This is a genomic window from Colwellia chukchiensis (assembly GCF_002104455.1).
Taxonomy (GTDB): Bacteria; Pseudomonadota; Gammaproteobacteria; order Enterobacterales; family Alteromonadaceae; genus Cognaticolwellia; species Cognaticolwellia chukchiensis.
Genome location: NZ_NBOC01000001.1, coordinates 290,807 through 308,757 on the forward strand (window position 1 = coordinate 290,807; position 17,951 = coordinate 308,757).

The following is a 17,951-nucleotide window of genomic DNA, read 5'->3' on the forward strand; positions in this document are numbered from 1 at the left end:
TATGCAAAGTTCTTCAAAAACAGACTTATATTATATACATTTATATAATGATTTTAGTGGTAGCCCAAGGGTGTTACGCGATGCTATTGATAGTGAAGTTCACCAATCACAGCAGACTTATGTATTTACTAGCAAACACAAAGGTTTTCTTGATGGGGCAGCTGCGCAACGAGTAAATTGTTTTTATGCTCGCAGTAATAATAAATATCTACAACTATTCTACTTTTTAATCGCGCAATTTTTTATTTTTGTAAAGCTATTTAGCTATTTAGTTAGTGGTGCTATCCAAGGTCGTAAAGCCATAGTAATTATTAATACCATGTTACCGTTTGGTGCTGCAATTGCGGCTAAACTGCTCGCAAGGCAAGTGATTTATTATGTTCATGAAACTTATATAACGCCTGAGTCACTGAAGCTTTTTTTGCGTTTTTTTATTGAGCACTGCGCAAGCCATGTAATTTTTGTTTCTAAATACCTCGCTTTGCAAGAGCGTTTTATAAAACCTCATCAGGAAGTCATTTATAATGGTTTACGTAGCGACTTTCCGGTTATCCAAGATGTCGATTACAGGTTTAAATTTTCCAATAAGCAATTGTTTTTTGCTGGCTCACTAAAGTCATACAAAGGCGTAGACAAGCTAGTTAAAATAGCGAACGCATTACCAACATTTAAGGTAGTGGCAGCCGTTAATTGTACCCAACAGGAGTTAGATGGTTTTATCAGTCAATATAAACCGCCTAGTAATATGCACATTTTAATTCGCCCTAAAAATATTCATGAACATTTTGCTGCCAGTTTTTTGGTGCTTAACCTTTCTGACGTTGAACATTGCGTTGAAACTTTTGGACTTTCGTTAATTGAAGGCATGGCAACTGGTTCACCGGTAGTTGCACCACCTGTAGGAGGCCCTACAGAATTTGTCAATAAATATAATGGCTTACTTATCAATGCCGAGCGAGTAGCTAAAATTATTGAGTTTATTAACTATTTAAATAGCTCTGAAGCGATTTGGCAGCGCTTTGCGAAACAAGCCTATTTGGATGCACAGAGTTTTACGTCTGTGCAATTTAAAATAACATTTAAAGATTATGCTATACGTCATGAGTTTATTGCAGAACTTCATCATTAAACGCCAATATTGTAAGAGCTAGGAATTAGAATGAGTACAATTAAATATAGGCCAGAAATTGATGGCTTAAGAGCACTTGCTGTTGTTTCGGTGTTGATATATCACGTTAATGTAGCATGGATGCCAGGCGGTTTTGTTGGGGTTGATATTTTTTTTGTTATTTCAGGTTTTTTGATAACCAAGATTATTTATCAAGAAATGCAAAGCCGGAGTTTCAGCTTTTCGATATTTTATCAACGCAGAATTAAGCGCATCATTCCGGTTTTTGTCGCAGTAATTTTAGTAACATTGTTGGTTGGGTACTTTATTCAGCTGCCCTTTGATTTTAAGGGCTTAGGTAACTCATCTTTAGCGGCAACTGTATTCTTAGCCAATGTACGTTATGCATTAGTGGGAAATTACTTTCAGGCAGATAACGTTAAGCCGCTTTTACATACGTGGTCTTTATCGGTAGAAGAGCAGTTTTACTTTATTTGGCCTATTGTACTGATTTTTGCATTGCGCCTTTTTTCATCCGAATACAGGCTAAGATTATTTGTTTTAGTATTAATGTTAAGCTCATTTGTTTTAGCAACATGGATGGCATCAGAGCAAAAATGGGCAACCTATGCTTATTTCTTGTTACCAACGAGAGCAGGTGAGCTTTTGTTAGGAGCGTATTTAGCTATGCTTCCTGCGAATCAAATTAGTTCGCATCAAAATAAAGAGTATTTGTCGTTTATAGGTTTGCTTTTAATTTTTTTGAGTTTTATTTATATCGATCAATCTATAATTTTTCCTGGTTTGTCAGCGTTTATTCCTTGCTTAGGGGCAGGTTTAATAATTTTGGCTGGTAGTGGAACACGTGTCGGTCTATGGCTTTCGTTTAAGCCGATCGTTTTTATTGGTTTGATTTCTTATTCCTTGTATATGTGGCATTGGCCTATTTTGACATTTGCCCGTTATATTATGGAAGTAAACAATTTCGAGCTGTTAATTGGTGGAGCTTTAATTTCCGTTATTGTATTTATTTCATGGCTTTCATGGTTGTATATTGAGAAACCTTTTAGGCGACTAAAAATATCAACTAAAAAGACGATTGTTTTTGTATATGGATTGCCTTCAGCAACGATTGTTTTTATCAGCTTGATGATTTTTAAAAATGGTGGTTACCCAGAACGATTTGATATGCCTTTATCTTATTCACGTGTAGAGACTATCGGTTGTCATAACTCTTTAAGTGCAGAAACGTGTTTTATTAATAAAACAGATTCAAATGATATATCGCTATTAATTGGCGATTCACATGCAGGTCATTTCTCACATTTTTTTAAGCAAGCATCATTGTCGACAGGGTGGTCAATTAAAGATGCATCAGCCGGAAGTTGTAAGTTTTATTCAACGGCTTTTGTTTCTAATCGCTGCGAAACGGTTAAAGAAAAGATTATCAGTGAACTTGTGGGAGTCAAAAATGTCTTTATCGCTAATCGATTTGATACTCTAGTACGTGATGATAACTTTCGAGCAGAGTATAAAAGCTATATTGAAGCACTTGTTGAGAAAGGGATTAATGTCTATGTTCTTTTACAGGTACCAAAGTTTATAGAAAAATACCCTTTGAAACAAGTCGCTTATGAACGCAGGTACGGAGTGACGTCGGATTTAACCAGCACTGTTGATATAAAATACCAAGTCGCGAATAAGGTGGTTACTGACCTATTGGTGGCGTTGGACGGGGTAACTATAATCGACTTTACACCATTAACATGCCCAAAAGGCCAGTGCTCCCAATTTGTAAACGGTGAACCTATTTACTTTGATGACGATCATTTAAACGCCTTTGGTAGCCAGTGGTTAGCAAATGAAGTATTCAGTAAAGGTGGGTTATTAAAATATGCGGTTAAAGCAAGTTAAAATAAAGATAATCATAAAGGCATAAGAATGTTAGCAATTATTGGCACTGTAGGTGTTCCAGCATGCTATGGTGGTTTTGAAACACTCGTAGATAATTTACTTGATGAAAGTGAAGTTGAAAAAAACATTACTGTTTATTGTTCAGGGGAAAGTTACGATAGTAAAATTAAATCATTTAAAAATGCAAAACTTCACTATATCCCATTAAACGCAAACGGCGCACAAAGTATTCCTTATGATATTTGGTCTTTGTGTCATGCTGTATTCAAAGGCTCAGATAATATATTGTTATTAGGGGTTTCTGGAGCCATTTGTTTACCCTTTATTCGACTATTTTCTAAAGTTAGAATTGTGACGAATATAGATGGTTTAGAGTGGAAAAGAGCAAAATGGAATGGCTTAATAAAAAAGTTTTTGAAGTTTTCGGAAAAGTTAGCTGTTAGATATTCGGATGTTGTTGTAGCCGATAATGCTGCAATTGCAGATTATGTCAAGCAAGAGTATCGTATTGATGCAGAAATTATTGCTTATGGCGGTGACCACGCCATTGTAAAAAGCTTGGCAGCATCAGATCAAGACTATGCACTTGCATTATGTCGAATAGAGCCGGAAAACAATGTTGAGCTTATTTTAGAAAGCTTCAGTAAAACCAATAAAACATTAAAGTTTATAGGTAACTGGGATAATAGCGAGTTTGGTCGCGCTATGAAAGCTAAGTACCAACAGTTTGAGAATATCGATATCGTTGATCCTATATACGATATTGAAACGCTTTTTGATATTCGTCAAAAATGTTCTTTTTACGTTCATGGTCATTCAGCTGGTGGCACTAACCCATCTCTGGTTGAAATGATGCACTTTGGCAAAGCAATTTTTGCCTTTGATTGTAATTATAATAGAGCTTCAACGGAAAACAGCGCCCAGTTCTTTGTAAACTCTGCCGAGTTAGTTGCGTTAATTAACGCCCCGTCTGCTGTTGAAAACGCAGCTAACATGAAAGAAATTGCTGAACGCCGATACACATGGAAAATAGTAAAAGATCAGTATTTTAGATTATTTAAATAAAGAGAAAATTATGAGAAAAGGAATTATCTTAGCCGGTGGTAGTGGTACACGCTTGTACCCATTAACCAAAGTGGTCAGTAAGCAGTTGATGCCAGTTTATGATAAGCCTATGGTGTATTACCCTCTAGCTACGCTCATGCAAGCCGGCATTAGAGATATTTTAATCATTTCTACCCCTGAAGAAATTCATCGTTTTGAAGATTTACTAGGCAACGGTGAAAACTTTGGTGTGTCAATTTCTTATCAAGTACAGCCTAGCCCTGATGGTTTAGCGCAAGCGTTTATTTTAGCGGAAGAGTTTCTTAATGGCGCTCCTGCCGCATTGGTGTTGGGCGACAACATGTTTTATGGTCATGATTTAGTGAAGTCACTAAAAACAGCTAATGCCCAGCAAAATGGTGGTACAGTATTTGGCTATCATGTTGCTAATCCAAAGGCGTACGGTGTGGTTGAATTTGACGACGCTGGTACGGCTATTTCTATTGAAGAAAAACCCGTAGCCCCTAAGTCGAACTATGCGGTACCAGGTTTGTACTTTTTTGATTCGCGTGTGGTTGAGTTTGCGAAAAATGTTCAGCCTTCTGCTCGAGGTGAGTTAGAAATTACCGATGTTATCGACCAATATTTACAAGCAGGCGAGTTAAAAGTCGAGATTATGGGCCGCGGCACAGCGTGGCTTGATACCGGTACCCATGATGACTTACTGGCGGCGGCGCAATTTATCGCCACCATAGATAAACGCCAAGGCTTAAAGGTTAATTGCCCCGAGGAAGTGGCCTACCGTAATGGGTGGTTAAGCGAAGAAAAACTGCGTGAAATAGCACAACCGCTGCGTAAAAGTGGTTATGGTGAGTATTTGATCAAGCTGATCGAAGAACGAGTGTTTTAAAAGCCAATGATGATCACAGGGAGAAGAGAAAGAGAAGGAAAGAAGCTTCCAACTGATATTTATATGGTGAGTATTTGATTAAGCTGATTGAAGAACGAGAGTTTTAAAAGCCAATAATGATCACAGGGAGAAGAGAAAGAGAAGGAAAGAGGTTTCTCACTGATATTTAACCGTTTAAGGGATTAAAGGTATGGAAATGGATTTGACTGGTAAAGTTATAGGGTGTGCGATTGAAGTACATAAGCAATTAGGTCCTGGGCTATTAGAGTCAACTTATGAAAAATGTTTGATGCATGAATTGGCTCTGAATAATATTAAAGCATATTCGCAGATTGTTTTGCCGATCTGTTATAAAACCATTGATATAGAAGCAGGTTACCGTTTAGATATATTGTTACCTAAAGAGTTAATTATAGAGCTAAAGTCAGTAGATAAGCTTATTCCCGTGTATTCAGCGCAATTATTAACATATATGAAGCTTAGTAATATTAATAAAGGTTTGTTGATTAATTTTAATGTTAAAAAGTTAACAGATGGTTTACGAAGATATAATTTGCCTTCGCAGCACCTTTAGTATTCATAGTTCTCTCCCAGCGAGATGTTATTATGATTTTTTACAGGGAGGAAAGCAGGAGAAGAGAAGGAGGTTTAGCAACATAAATTGCTTGATTTTTTCTCCTTTAGTCCTCCTTGTATTCTCCCTGTGAGATGTTGTTATGATTTTTTACAGGGAGGAAGGCAGGAGCAGAGCAGGAGGTTTAGTAAGTTAAATTGCTTTATGTTTTCTCCTTTAGTCCTCCTTGTATTCTCCCTGTGAGATGTTGTTATGATTTTTTACAGAGAGGAAAGCTGGAGCAGAGCAGGAGGTTTAGTAACATAAATTGCTTTATTTTTTCTCCTTTAGTCCTCCTTGTATTCTCCCTGTGAGATGTTGTTGTTATTTTTTACAGAGAGGAAAGCAGGAGAGGATAAGGAGGTTTAGTAACATAAATTGCTTTATTTTTTCTCCTTTAGTCCTCCTTGTATTCTCCCTGTGAGATGTTGTTATGATTTTTTACAGGGAGAAAGGCAGGAGAAGAGCAGGAGGTTTAGTAACATAAATTGCTTTATTTTTTCTCCTTTAGTCCTCATTGTATTCTCCCTGTGAGATGTTGTTATTATTTTTTACAGGGAGGAAGGCAGGAGAAGAGGAGGAGGTTTAGTAAGTTAAATTGCTTTATGTTCTCTCTTTTAGTCCTCCTTGTATTCTCCCTGTGAGATGTTGTTATGATTTTTTACAGAGAGGAAGGCAGGAGAAGAGAATGAGGATTTTTATTTAAAAAGCACTTTTATGTTTTCTCCTATAGTCCTCCTTGTACTCTCCCTGTGAGATGTTGTTATGATTTTTTACAGAGAGGAAGGCAGGAGAAGAGAATGAGGATTTTTATTTAAAAAGCACTTTTATGTTTTCTCCTATAGTCCTCCTTGTATTCTCCCTGTGAGATGTTGTTATGATTTTTTACAGGGCGGAAGGCAGGAGAAGAGCAGGAGGTTTAGTAACATAAATTGCTTTATTTTTTCTCCTTTAGTCCTCCTTGTATTCTCCCTGTGAGATGTTGTTGTTATTTTTTACAGAGAGGAAAGCTGGAGCAGAGAATGAGGTTTTTTAATTTAAAAAGTACTTTTAATCAGGGGGTACTGGCTTTAACTGCCAGCTTCAAACTTACAGCTTTAATGGAATTTTATGAATTATATAGATACTGCCATCGCAGATGTTAAAATTATCGAGCCGAATGTGTTTGGTGATGATCGTGGTTTTTTTATGGAAACCTTTCGTGTGGATGAGTTTGCCAAGCACTGCGCCGAGCGTACGTTTGTGCAAGACAATCACAGTAAATCAAGCCATGGTATTTTGCGTGGCTTGCATTACCAATTAAAAAACACTCAAGGCAAATTGGTGCGGGTTACGTCTGGCGAGGTTTATGATGTTGCGGTGGATATGCGTGAATCATCACCAACTTATGGCCAACATGTGGGAGTGGTACTTTCGGGCGAAAATAAACGTCAGTTATGGGTGCCAGAAGGCTTTGCGCATGGCTTTTATGTGATGAGTGACTCAGCAGAGTTTGTCTATAAATGTACGGATTATTACGCGCCAGAGCATGAAGTGTCGCTGTTATGGAACGATCCGGCGTTAAATATTCAATGGCCGTTAGTAGATGGCAAAAAGCCGTCGTTATCGGTAAAAGATGAAGTAGGGCTGTTGTTTAAAGATGCGCCGACATTTGCGTAACTAGATGAACAAAACAAGTAATCAATCAATTGATAAATAATAACAACATGAAAATTATTGTAATTGGTAAATCAGGCCAGCTGGCGTGGGAATTAGCACAATTATCGAGCCCAGAGCAAACAATAGTCTGTTTAGGGCGAGACGATATAAACCTTAGCGATGTATTTTCGCTAGAGACCATGTTAACGCAAAAAAAAGCAGATGCGGTTATTAATGCGTCTGCGTATACGGCAGTAGATAAAGCCGAAAGCGATATTGAAAATGCTTATGCGTTAAATACCAAGGCGGTTGGCAATTTAGCCCAAGCCTGTAAACGCTTAGCAATACCTTTGCTGCATATATCAACAGATTTTGTTTTTCAAGGCGATAAAGGCTCACCATATTTACCGCACGATATCATAAAGCCGCTTGGCGTTTATGGTGACAGTAAGGCCCAAGGCGAGCAATTAGTGGCTGATATTTACCCTGAACGTAGCGCTATTATTCGTACCTCTTGGGTGTACTCAAGCCATGGTAATAACTTTGTAAAAACCATGCTGAATTTAATGGCAACTAAACCTGAGTTAGGTGTGATTAGTGACCAAATAGGCACGCCAACTTACGCAAAAGGTTTAGCGCAGGCTTGCCTTTCCTTACTTAAGCAACAAGTCACGGGTATTTTTCATTACACAGATACTGGGGTCGCCAGTTGGTATGACTTTGCCATCGCGATTCAAAACTTTGGCATAGAGCTGGGTTTGTTAGATAAAAAAATAGCCATTAAGCCAATAACTACTGAGCAATATCCAACGCCTGCTAAACGCCCACATTATAGTGTGCTAGATAAGTCGAGTTTAATTAAAGCTTTACCTGAGTTACAGCTTTGTCACTGGCAAGCGCAGTTAAAAAATATGATGATAGCGTTAAAAAATAGTGCTAATCAAAGTTAAATAAAATAATTAGAGATTTTATGAAAAAGTTATTAGTGACCGGCGGCGCGGGTTTTATAGGGGCTAACTTTGTACATTACTGGTTGGCGAAATATTCAGCCGATAAAGTGGTGGTGCTTGATGCCTTAACCTATGCCGGCAATATCGCCAATTTAGACAGTGTTAAAAACCACGAAAATTTCACCTTTGTGCATGGCAATATTTGCGATCAAGCCTTAGTTGAGCGCTTATTAACAGAGCACAATATAGATACCTTGGTGCACTTTGCCGCCGAGTCGCATGTTGACCGCTCTATTACTGGCCCGGATGCCTTTATTGAAACCAATATTATTGGCACTTATAGCTTACTGAAAGCAGCAAAAAAAGTGTGGTTAGATGGCGATGCGATACTGGACGGGCATAGGTTTCATCATGTTTCAACCGATGAAGTTTACGGCACGTTATCACCAACGGACCCGGCTTTTTCAGAAGATACTGCCTATGCGCCTAATTCACCTTATTCAGCCAGTAAGGCGGCCAGCGATCATTTAGTGCGAGCGTATCATCATACTTACGGCTTAAATGTAACCACCAGCAACTGCTCTAATAACTATGGGCCGTTCCATTTTCCTGAAAAACTCATCCCGCTAGTGATCACCAATATTTTGCATGATAAAGCCTTGCCGATTTACGGAGATGGGCAGCAAATTCGAGACTGGTTATACGTTGAAGATCACGCTTATGGTATTGATTTAGTGCTGCAAAATGGTCGCATTGGTGAAAACTACAATATTGGCGGCAATAACGAATGGGCCAATATTGATATTGTTAAAACTATTTCAAAACTGGTTGAACAAGAGTTTGTGAAAAATCCCGATTTAGCCAAACGTTTTCCGCAAGCAAAAGCCGCGATGGCGCAAAACACTGAATCATTGATCACTTATGTAAAAGATAGGCTGGGGCATGACCGCCGCTACGCTATTGACGCCACTAAAACCAATAATGAGTTGGGCTATCAACCGAAAGAGTCATTTGCAACCGGCATTGCCAAAACGGTGACTTGGTATTTGAACAATGAGGCTTGGTGGCAAAGTGTTATGGATGGCTCGTACCAAGATTGGATTGCTGAGCAATATTCAAGCTAAGCTTCTAGATTAAAGCAATGTTATAATAACTGGCATTTGCGCACTGACATGGCTCGTAATCGTGGCAATTTAAAGTGCGTGTTATCACAATGTGAGCACACTAACGGCTAACGTACAGTTAAAATGAAAGGAATAATATGAAAATAGCAATAGCCGGTACCGGTTATGTAGGTTTATCAAACGCTATGTTGCTAGCACAACACAATGAAGTGATAGCGGTTGATATAGTTCAAGAAAAAGTCGACTTATTAAATAAAAAACAGTCACCTATCGCTGATATCGAAGTTGAAGACTTCTTAACTAACAAAGCGTTAAATTTTTGTGCTACGACGGATAAAAGTCTAGCCTATAGTGATGCCGATTTTGTTATTATTGCCACGCCGACAGATTATGACGTTGAAACAAACTACTTTAATACATCGTCAGTTGAAGCAGTAATACAAGATGTATTGGCTATAAACCCCAGCGCTGTAATGATCATTAAATCAACAGTACCTGTGGGCTATACTGAACGCATCAAAAAAGAGTTGCAATGCGACAATATTATTTTCTCACCCGAGTTTTTACGCGAAGGTAAAGCGCTTTACGATAACCTTTACCCGTCACGTATTATTGTCGGTGAACAAAGTGCACGTGCCAAAGAGTTTGCTCGTTTATTATCGCAGGGCGCCATGAAAGAAGATATTGATGTACTTTTCACGGATTCGACAGAAGCCGAAGCGGTTAAGCTATTCTCCAATACCTACCTTGCTATGCGAGTTGCCTATTTTAATGAGTTAGACAGTTATGCCGAAGCGCATGGCTTAGATGCCAAGCATATTATTGAAGGCGTTGGCTTAGACCCGCGTATTGGTGCACATTATAATAACCCGTCATTTGGTTATGGCGGTTACTGTTTACCCAAAGACACTAAACAATTATTAGCCAATTATAATACTGTGCCTAATAATATTATTAGAGCCATTGTTGACGCTAATACTACGCGTAAAGACTTTATTGCTGAGTCAATTTTAAAGCGTAACCCGCAGTGTGTAGGTATCTACCGTTTAATAATGAAAACAGGCTCTGACAATTTTAGAGCATCGGCCATTCAAGGCATTATGAAACGCTTAAAAGGTAAAGGGATAGAAGTTGTTGTCTATGAGCCAGAGCTTAGCAGTGACGAGTTTTTTCACTCTAAAGTTATTAAAAACTTAACGGAATTTAAGCAATCTTGTGATGTAATAGTATCAAACCGCATGGTTGATGAAATAAGAGACGTACAAGATAAAGTATACACTCGCGACCTTTTTGGCTCAGATTAGTGATTAGAAATTAGTAAGGATTGAAATGCAAAACCAAATAAAAAAAGCAGTAATACCCGTTGCAGGGCTCGGCACTCGGATGCTGCCGGCAACCAAGGCTATCCCAAAAGAAATGCTGCCCATTGTTGATAAGCCGTTGATTCAATATATTGTTAATGAATGTATTGCCGCTGGTATTAAAGAAATTGTATTGGTTACCCACTCATCTAAAAATGCCATTGAAAACCACTTTGATAAATCGTTTGAGTTGGAAACTACGCTAGAAAAACGGGTTAAACGCCAGCTACTTGATGAAATTCAAGCGATATGCCCTAAAGGCGTGACTATAATGCATGTACGTCAAGGTGAAGCTAAGGGTTTAGGCCATGCGGTTTTAAAAGCTCGCCCTATTGTTGGTAATGAACCGTTTGTGGTGGTGTTGCCTGATGTAATTTTAGATGATGCCACTGCAGATTTAAAAACTGAAAACCTTGCCGCCATGTTGCACAAGTTTGCTGAAAACGGACATAGCCAAATTATGGTTGAACCTGTGCCTATGGAGCAAGTCAGTAGTTACGGCGTAGTCGATTGTGCTGGTGTTGATTTTGCTGCTGGCGAGTCACAACCGATGACAGCGGTGGTTGAAAAACCGCCAGTTGATGAAGCGCCTTCAAACTTAGCGGTTGTTGGCCGTTATGTGTTATCTGAAAATATTTGGGATTTGTTAGAATTTACCCCGCCAGGTGCTGGTGACGAAATTCAGCTTACTGATGCCATTGCGAGTTTAATGAAGCTAGAAACCGTAGAAGCCTTTCACATGACGGGTAAGTCGCATGATTGTGGCTCTAAGTTGGGTTATATGAAAGCCAATGTTGAATATGGCATGCGTCACCCTGAATTGGCGGAAGAGTTTTCGGCATATTTAAAACAATTAATAAAATAGAAAAACAAAGCTGTAACTTAACCGTAGGATGAGTTGGTTTTTGTAAGGAGCTATTTTAGTCGCTTCTACTGTCAATTGGCTACCAAGCGATAACGACTATATACAGGGAGAAGAGAACGAGAAAAGCATGAGCTTGGGTTTCCTCTTTCGGTTCTCCTTGTTTTCTCTTTGTGGTATTAAGTTATTTGACTTGTTTGACACGACAACGACTAAATATACAGGGAGAAGAGAACGAGAAAAGAATGAGATTAGTTTTCCACTTTCAATGCTCTTTTGTTTTCTCTTTGTGATATTAAGTTATTTAGTTTGTTTGACACCATAACGACTAAATATACAGGGAGAAGAGAACGAGAAAAGAATGAGCTTAGTTCTCCACTTTCAATGCTCCTTGTTTTCTCTTTGTGGTATTAAGTTATTTAGTTTGTTTGATACGATTACGACTAAATATACAGGGAGAAGAGCATATGAAAAGCATGAGCTTGGATTTCCTCTTTCAGTCCTCCTTGTTTTCTCTTTGTGATATTAAGTTATTTAGTTTGTTTGACACCATAACGACTAAATATACAGGGAGAAGAGAACGAGAAAAGAATGAGCTTAGTTCTCCACTTTCAATGCTCCTTGTTTTCTCTTTGTGGTATTAAGTTATTTAGTTTGTTTGATGAGACAGTTAGGCATTTGCCCTTTCTAGAGAGATTTATATGGACATTGCTTATTTAACCAAGCTCAGCGTTAATGCTAAACAACGAAAGTTATTTTCATTGTTTGATGATACCGCGCGCAGTGATAAATTTTCATTGTCTGCGGCTGGCTTATTTTTGGATTATGCTAAGCAAAATATTACTGAAGATGAGCTTGGTGGCTTATTTGACTTGGCTACACAGGCAAAGCTTAGTGATAAAGTTACTGCGCAGTTTGCTGGCGAGCAGCTTAATAATACCGAGCAGCGCGCTGTGTTACATACGGTATTGCGCGCACCTAATGAGCGTAAAAAGGCAGTGCTAGGTGAGCAAGCACAAGCGGTGATCGATACTGAAGCTAAAATGGCGGCCATTGTTGATGATGTGCAGTCAGGTGCTGTTCACTCGGTCAGTGGTGAAAAGTTTACTGATATTTTAGCCATAGGTATTGGTGGTTCATATTATGGTGTTAAGGTCGCGCTTTCGGCGCTCGTGCCTTATCATCAACCCGGTTTAAAAGCGCATGTGTTAGCTAATGTTGATGGTGATGCCGCGCAAGAAAAGTTTGCTAAGCTTAATGCCAACACTACATTGGTTGTGGTGATCTCTAAAACCTTTACCACGCAAGAAACCTTGCTCAATGCCACTATTGTTAAACAGTGGATGCTTAACGCCTCGTCGAGTCACAATAACTCATCTAGCGATATTATTGCCCAACACTGGTATGCGGTCAGTACCAATATTGCTGCGGCAACGGCTTTTGGTATTAATGAAGATAACATTTTGCCAATGTGGGATTGGGTTGGTGGCAGGTTTTCGTTATGGTCAGCGGTGGGTTTACCCTTGGCATTGGTGATAGGTAATCAACATTTTAATGCGCTAAAAGCCGGCGCTTATGCTATGGATCAGCATTTTCAGCAAGCACCGTTTGCGCAAAATATGCCGGTGATCATGGCCTTGTTAGGTATTTGGAATCGTAATGCCCTGGGCTACCCCAGCTTAGCGATTTTACCTTATAATCATGCCCTTAGAGCACTGCCTGGCTATTTACAACAAACCGATATGGAAAGTAACGGAAAGTCGGTTGATAATAACGGCAATAGGCTAAATTATTTAACCGCGCCTGTGGTGTTTGGCCAAGAAGGCACCAATGGTCAGCATGCCTTTATGCAGTTAATGCATCAAAGCGCAGATATTATTCCCACCGACTTTATTTTATCCCTCGCCCCTACCAGTGAACATTTAGCTAATCATGATGCCTTAGTGGCGAATTGCTTTGCGCAAAGTGAAGCCTTAATGCAAGGTAAAACCTTAGCGCAAGCCGAAGCCGAGCTGCGTTTAGCAGGCGCTGATAACGCTGAAATTCAACGCTTAGCTCGCCATAAAACCATGAAAGGCAATACCCCAAGTAACACCTTATTATTACCCCAACTTGACCCTTACTCGCTTGGCGCATTATTAGCGCTGTATGAGCATAAAATATTCGTGCAAGGCGTGCTATGGCAAGTGAACTCTTATGATCAATGGGGGGTAGAGCTAGGCAAGCAACTGGGTAAAGAAGTATTGCATGTTATGGCTAAGCCGATGGCTGACATTGATAGCGAAGCTTTGTCGTCGTCGTCGTTAGCCTTAATTCGTCGCTACAAAGATAATCTTGATCTCTCATCGCGTTAAACTTGTGTTAACCGTTAGTGTCTATTAGCTGTCACTCTTATACCTTTTTAGTATAACCAAGCGTTTAGTTATATGGATAATGCTGAATTGCTGTGGCATGATATTGGTCAATCATATCATGCCACCAATAGTGAACAGCGATGCATTTAACACATTTACAAAAGCTTGAAGCCGAATCTATTCATATTATGCGTGAAGTTGCCGCAGAATTTGATAATCCGGTCATGCTTTACTCGGTTGGTAAAGATTCAGCCGTTTTATTGCACTTAGCGCGTAAAGCTTTTGCGCCTGGGAAAATTCCTTTTCCACTCCTTCATGTTGATACCAATTGGAAGTTCAAAGAGATGATCGCGTTTCGTGATCAAATGGCGAAAGAGTATGGCTTTGAATTATTAGTACATAAAAACCCTGAAGGGTTGGCGATGAACATTAGCCCATTTGAGCATGGCAGCGCTAAGCATACCGATATCATGAAAACCCAAGGGCTAAAACAAGCCTTAGATCACTATGGTTTTGACGCTGCTTTTGGTGGTGCTCGCCGTGATGAAGAAAAATCGCGCGCCAAAGAGCGGGTGTATTCGTTTCGTGATAAAAACCATCGTTGGGATCCAAAAAGTCAACGCCCAGAGCTGTGGAATGTTTATAACGGTAAAGTTAACAAGGGCGAAAGCATTCGTGTGTTTCCGTTGTCTAACTGGACCGAGCTAGATATTTGGCAATATATCTACTTAGAAAGTATTCCAATTGTTCCGCTGTACTTAGCTGAAAAACGCCCCGTAGTGGAGCGTGATGGCACCTTAATTATGGTTGACGATGAGCGTATGCCAATTGCTGAAGATGAAGTAGTGCAAATGAAAAGCGTACGCTTTAGAACCTTGGGCTGTTACCCGTTAACCGGCGCAGTTGAGTCAACCGCCGCCACCTTACCTGAAATTATTCAAGAAATGCTATTAACCAAAACCTCTGAACGACAAGGGCGCGTGATAGATCACGACAGCGCCGGTTCGATGGAGAAGAAGAAGATGGAAGGTTATTTTTAAAAGCTAGCTATATGTTGACTAGAGTGACAAGCAATACACAAATTTACAGGGAGGGAAGCAGGAGAAGAGAAGGAGGTTTAGTAAGGGAAGTTGCTTTATTTTTCTCCTTTAGTCCTCTTGGTTTTCTCCCTGTGAGAAATATTTTTTAGTGGCAGCCTTAGTCCATCAGATAGGCTCTCTGTAGGTTGGACTTTAGTCCATCAGATTTAAGGCGGTATTATTTTTATGGCTGCCGTGTGGTTGTCGGACTCAAGTCCGACCTACAAAAATAATTGCCTAACTCGAAATTATCGCTTGTTGGCGCTATGTAGGTTCTGTGTAGGTTGGACTTTAGTCCATCAGAAATTTAACAAGGAGAAAAAACAAGAGAAGAGAAGGAGGTTTAATATGGTAAGTTGCTTTATTTTTTCTCCTTTAGTCCTCTTTGTTTTCTCCCTGTGAGAAATATTTTTTAGTGGCAGCCTTAGTCCATCAGATTTAAGGCGGTATTATTTTTATGGCTGCCGTGTGGTTGTCGGACTCAAGTCCGACCTACAAAAATAATTGCCTAACTCGAAATTATCGGTTGTTGGCGCTATGTAGGTTCTGTGTAGGTTGGACTTTAGTCCATCAGAAATTTAACAAGGAGAAAAAACAAGAGAAGAGAAGGAGGTTTAATATGGTAAGTTGCTTTATTTTTTCACCTTTAGTCCTCTTTGCTTTCTCCCTGTGAAGATTATTTTTTTAGTGGCAGCTTTAGTCCATCAGATTTAAGGCGGTATTATTTTTATGGCTGCCGTGTGGTTGTCGGACTCAAGTCCGACCTACAAAAATAATTGCCTAACTCGAAATTATCGCTTGTTGGCGCTATGTAGGTTCTGTGTAGGTTGGACTTTAGTCCATCAGAAATTTAACAGGGAGAAATGCAGGAGAAGAGCAAGAGGTTTAATAAGCTAAATTGCTGTACTTTTCTCCTTTGGTTCTCATTGTTTTCTCCTTGTGAGAAGTGTTTTGTTGTTTTTGTAGGTTGGACTTCAGTCCATCAGATTTAAGGCGGTATTATTTTTATGGCTGCCTTGTGGTTGTCGGACTAAAGTCCGACCTACAAAAATAATTGCCTAACTCGAAATTATCGCTTGTTGGCGCTATGTAGGTTCTGTGTAGGTTGGACTTTAGTCCATCAGAAATTTAACAAGGAGAAAAACAAGAGAGAAGAAGGAGGTTTAGTAAGTTAAATTACTTTATTTTTTCTCCTTTAGTCCTCTTTGTTTTCTCCCTGTGAGAAATATTTTTTTAGTGGCAGCTTTAGTCCATCAGGTTCAAAGCGGGCAGCGGTTGGTAAGTGAAATAGAACTTTTAAGAGAAGGTTTAAGCTGTTTTAGTGTTTTTCTTGCAGCTTCAAGCTGACAGTTCAAAGTTATGGTTATAGCTCATAGCTATGTCTTTATATATTTAGGAATAACGATGATAGATTCACCCGAAAAAAATTTAGGTACGAGCGAATTACTTGAAACTGACATTGAAGCTTATTTAAAGCAGCATGAGAATAAAGAAATGGTGCGCTTTTTTACCTGTGGTAGTGTTGATGATGGTAAAAGTACTTTAATTGGCCGGTTGTTACATGACTCAAAGATGATCTTTGAAGATCAATTAGCGGCGATTGAGAATGACAGTAAAAAGTCAGGTACTACGGGTGATGCCGTTGACTTGGCGTTATTGGTTGATGGCTTGCAATCAGAGCGCGAGCAGGGCATTACCATAGATGTAGCATATCGTTATTTTGCCACCGATAAACGAAAGTTTATTATTGCTGATACCCCAGGCCATGAGCAATATACCCGTAATATGGCAACTGGCGCGTCAAACTGCGACTTAGCCATTATTTTGATTGATGCGCGCCATGGCGTGCAAGTGCAAACTCGTCGTCACTCTTTTATTTGCTCCTTGCTCGGTATAAAGCATGTACTGGTGGCGGTGAATAAAATGGATTTGGTGGATTATAGCCAAGAGCGTTATCAAGCAATAAAAAAGGAATACCGTAAGTTTGCCGATGACTTAGCGTTTGATGATGTGCGCTTTGTGCCGATTTCAGCGCTTAAGGGTGATAATGTGGTGTCAGAAAGTGCCAATATGCCCTGGTACCCGGGTGCCACTATGATGAAGTTGCTGAACACTATTAAGGTTGATGATCAAAAAGACTTCACACAGTTTCGTTTACAAGTGCAATACGTTAATCGTCCTAATCTTGATTTTAGAGGCTTTGCGGGTACTATCGGCTCAGGTCATGTACGCGTGGGTGATGAGGTGGTTGCTTTACCTTCAGGCAAAGAAAGCATTGTAAAATCAATTGTTACTTTTGAGGGTGAACTTGAGCGTGCGGATCAAGGCATGGCCATTACCTTAACCTTAGAAGATGAAATCGACATTAGTCGTGGTGAAATGATTGTTAAAAAAGGTCATTCACCCATGTCTGCAAAAGAAATTAGCGCCACGGTTGTGTGGATGCATGAGGACGAGCTAGAGCCAGGGCGCGAGTATTATATTAAGCATGGTAGCAAACTTACCACAGGTCATGCGCTAAGCATTAGCCATCGAATTGACGTTAACACGCTTGAAAAGTCGAATGTTGATCAGTTGGCGCTTAATGAAATTGGTGTGGTTGAGCTTGAGCTTGCGGAAACTTTGCATTTTGATGCTTACAACGATAACAAGGCCACTGGCGCATTTATTATTATTGATCGCTTAAGCAATATTACCGTGGGTGCTGGTATGATCCAAGGCGCCATTGACGGTCAACAGCACCAGTACTCTGAGTTTGAAAAAGAGTTAAATATGTTGGTGCGTAAACACTTTCCTCATTGGGGTGCGCGCGACTTGTTAAAGCAATAAAGATGAGTTTTTAGCTTTAAGCTGTCAGCTGTCAGTAAAACAAGTGCCATGCTGATGTTTTTTGGTTTTACTTACAGCTTAAAACTTACAGCTTACTGCTATGTTTTAGCTTTAAACTGACAGCTTATAGCTATGTCTTTCTTATAGCTATGTCTTTCTTACAGC

Annotated in this window: 13 protein-coding genes; all 13 read left to right on the forward strand. The window is 39.5% G+C overall.

All coding sequences use genetic code 11. The features are described 5' to 3' along the window. Position 1: 1 nt before the first annotated feature. The 13 genes from B6K83_RS01395 to cysN all read left to right on the forward strand — a co-directional run bounded on the left by B6K83_RS01395 (position 2) and on the right by cysN (position 17,786). Positions 2–1,129, forward strand: a complete 1,128-nt coding sequence (locus tag B6K83_RS01395) for a glycosyltransferase family 4 protein (RefSeq protein WP_158088303.1) — start codon at positions 2–4, stop codon at positions 1,127–1,129. Positions 1,130–1,159: 30 nt separating this feature from the next. Then, positions 1,160–3,022, forward strand: a complete 1,863-nt coding sequence (locus B6K83_RS01400) for an acyltransferase family protein (protein WP_085282503.1) — start codon at positions 1,160–1,162, stop codon at positions 3,020–3,022. Between the two features lie 27 nt (positions 3,023–3,049). After that, positions 3,050–4,087, forward strand: coding sequence for a DUF1972 domain-containing protein (locus B6K83_RS01405; RefSeq protein WP_085282505.1), 1,038 nt, complete (start codon positions 3,050–3,052; stop codon positions 4,085–4,087). 10 nt (positions 4,088–4,097) lie between these two features. Then, a complete protein-coding gene (gene rfbA / locus B6K83_RS01410) occupies positions 4,098–4,976 on the forward strand; it encodes a glucose-1-phosphate thymidylyltransferase RfbA (protein ID WP_085282507.1) in 879 nt (292 codons plus the stop codon). Positions 4,977–5,166: 190 nt separating this feature from the next. After that, entirely contained in the window at positions 5,167–5,550 is a 384-nt protein-coding gene (locus B6K83_RS01415; RefSeq protein WP_085282509.1) for a GxxExxY protein, read from the forward strand. 1,149 nt (positions 5,551–6,699) lie between these two features. Then, entirely contained in the window at positions 6,700–7,248 is a 549-nt protein-coding gene (gene rfbC, locus B6K83_RS01420; RefSeq protein WP_085282510.1) for a dTDP-4-dehydrorhamnose 3,5-epimerase, read from the forward strand. A 20-nt stretch (positions 7,249–7,268) separates the two neighbouring features. Continuing rightward, on the forward strand, positions 7,269–8,177 hold the full coding sequence (gene rfbD / locus B6K83_RS01425; protein ID WP_269843983.1) for a dTDP-4-dehydrorhamnose reductase: 909 nt from the start codon (positions 7,269–7,271) through the stop codon (positions 8,175–8,177). Positions 8,178–8,197: 20 nt separating this feature from the next. After that, complete coding sequence (rfbB, locus tag B6K83_RS01430; protein WP_085282514.1) at positions 8,198–9,301, forward strand: dTDP-glucose 4,6-dehydratase; 1,104 nt, start codon at positions 8,198–8,200, stop codon at positions 9,299–9,301. A gap of 137 nt (positions 9,302–9,438) precedes the next feature. Further along, positions 9,439–10,605 (forward strand): nucleotide sugar dehydrogenase, encoded by a 1,167-nt coding sequence (locus B6K83_RS01435; RefSeq protein WP_085282515.1) that lies wholly within the window; start codon positions 9,439–9,441, stop codon positions 10,603–10,605. Between the two features lie 25 nt (positions 10,606–10,630). Then, positions 10,631–11,527: a UTP--glucose-1-phosphate uridylyltransferase GalU gene (gene galU / locus B6K83_RS01440; RefSeq protein WP_085282517.1), complete on the forward strand. Its 897-nt coding sequence runs from the start codon at positions 10,631–10,633 to the stop codon at positions 11,525–11,527. 698 nt (positions 11,528–12,225) lie between these two features. Beyond that, positions 12,226–13,878: a glucose-6-phosphate isomerase gene (gene pgi, locus B6K83_RS01445; RefSeq protein ID WP_085282520.1), complete on the forward strand. Its 1,653-nt coding sequence runs from the start codon at positions 12,226–12,228 to the stop codon at positions 13,876–13,878. Positions 13,879–14,018: 140 nt separating this feature from the next. After that, positions 14,019–14,918 carry a sulfate adenylyltransferase subunit CysD gene (gene cysD / locus B6K83_RS01450; protein WP_085282521.1) on the forward strand — a complete coding sequence of 300 codons (900 nt, stop codon included), beginning with the start codon at positions 14,019–14,021 and terminating at the stop codon, positions 14,916–14,918. 1,443 nt (positions 14,919–16,361) lie between these two features. Beyond that, positions 16,362–17,786 carry a sulfate adenylyltransferase subunit CysN gene (cysN, locus tag B6K83_RS01455; protein ID WP_085282522.1) on the forward strand — a complete coding sequence of 475 codons (1,425 nt, stop codon included), beginning with the start codon at positions 16,362–16,364 and terminating at the stop codon, positions 17,784–17,786. Positions 17,787–17,951 lie beyond the last annotated feature (165 nt).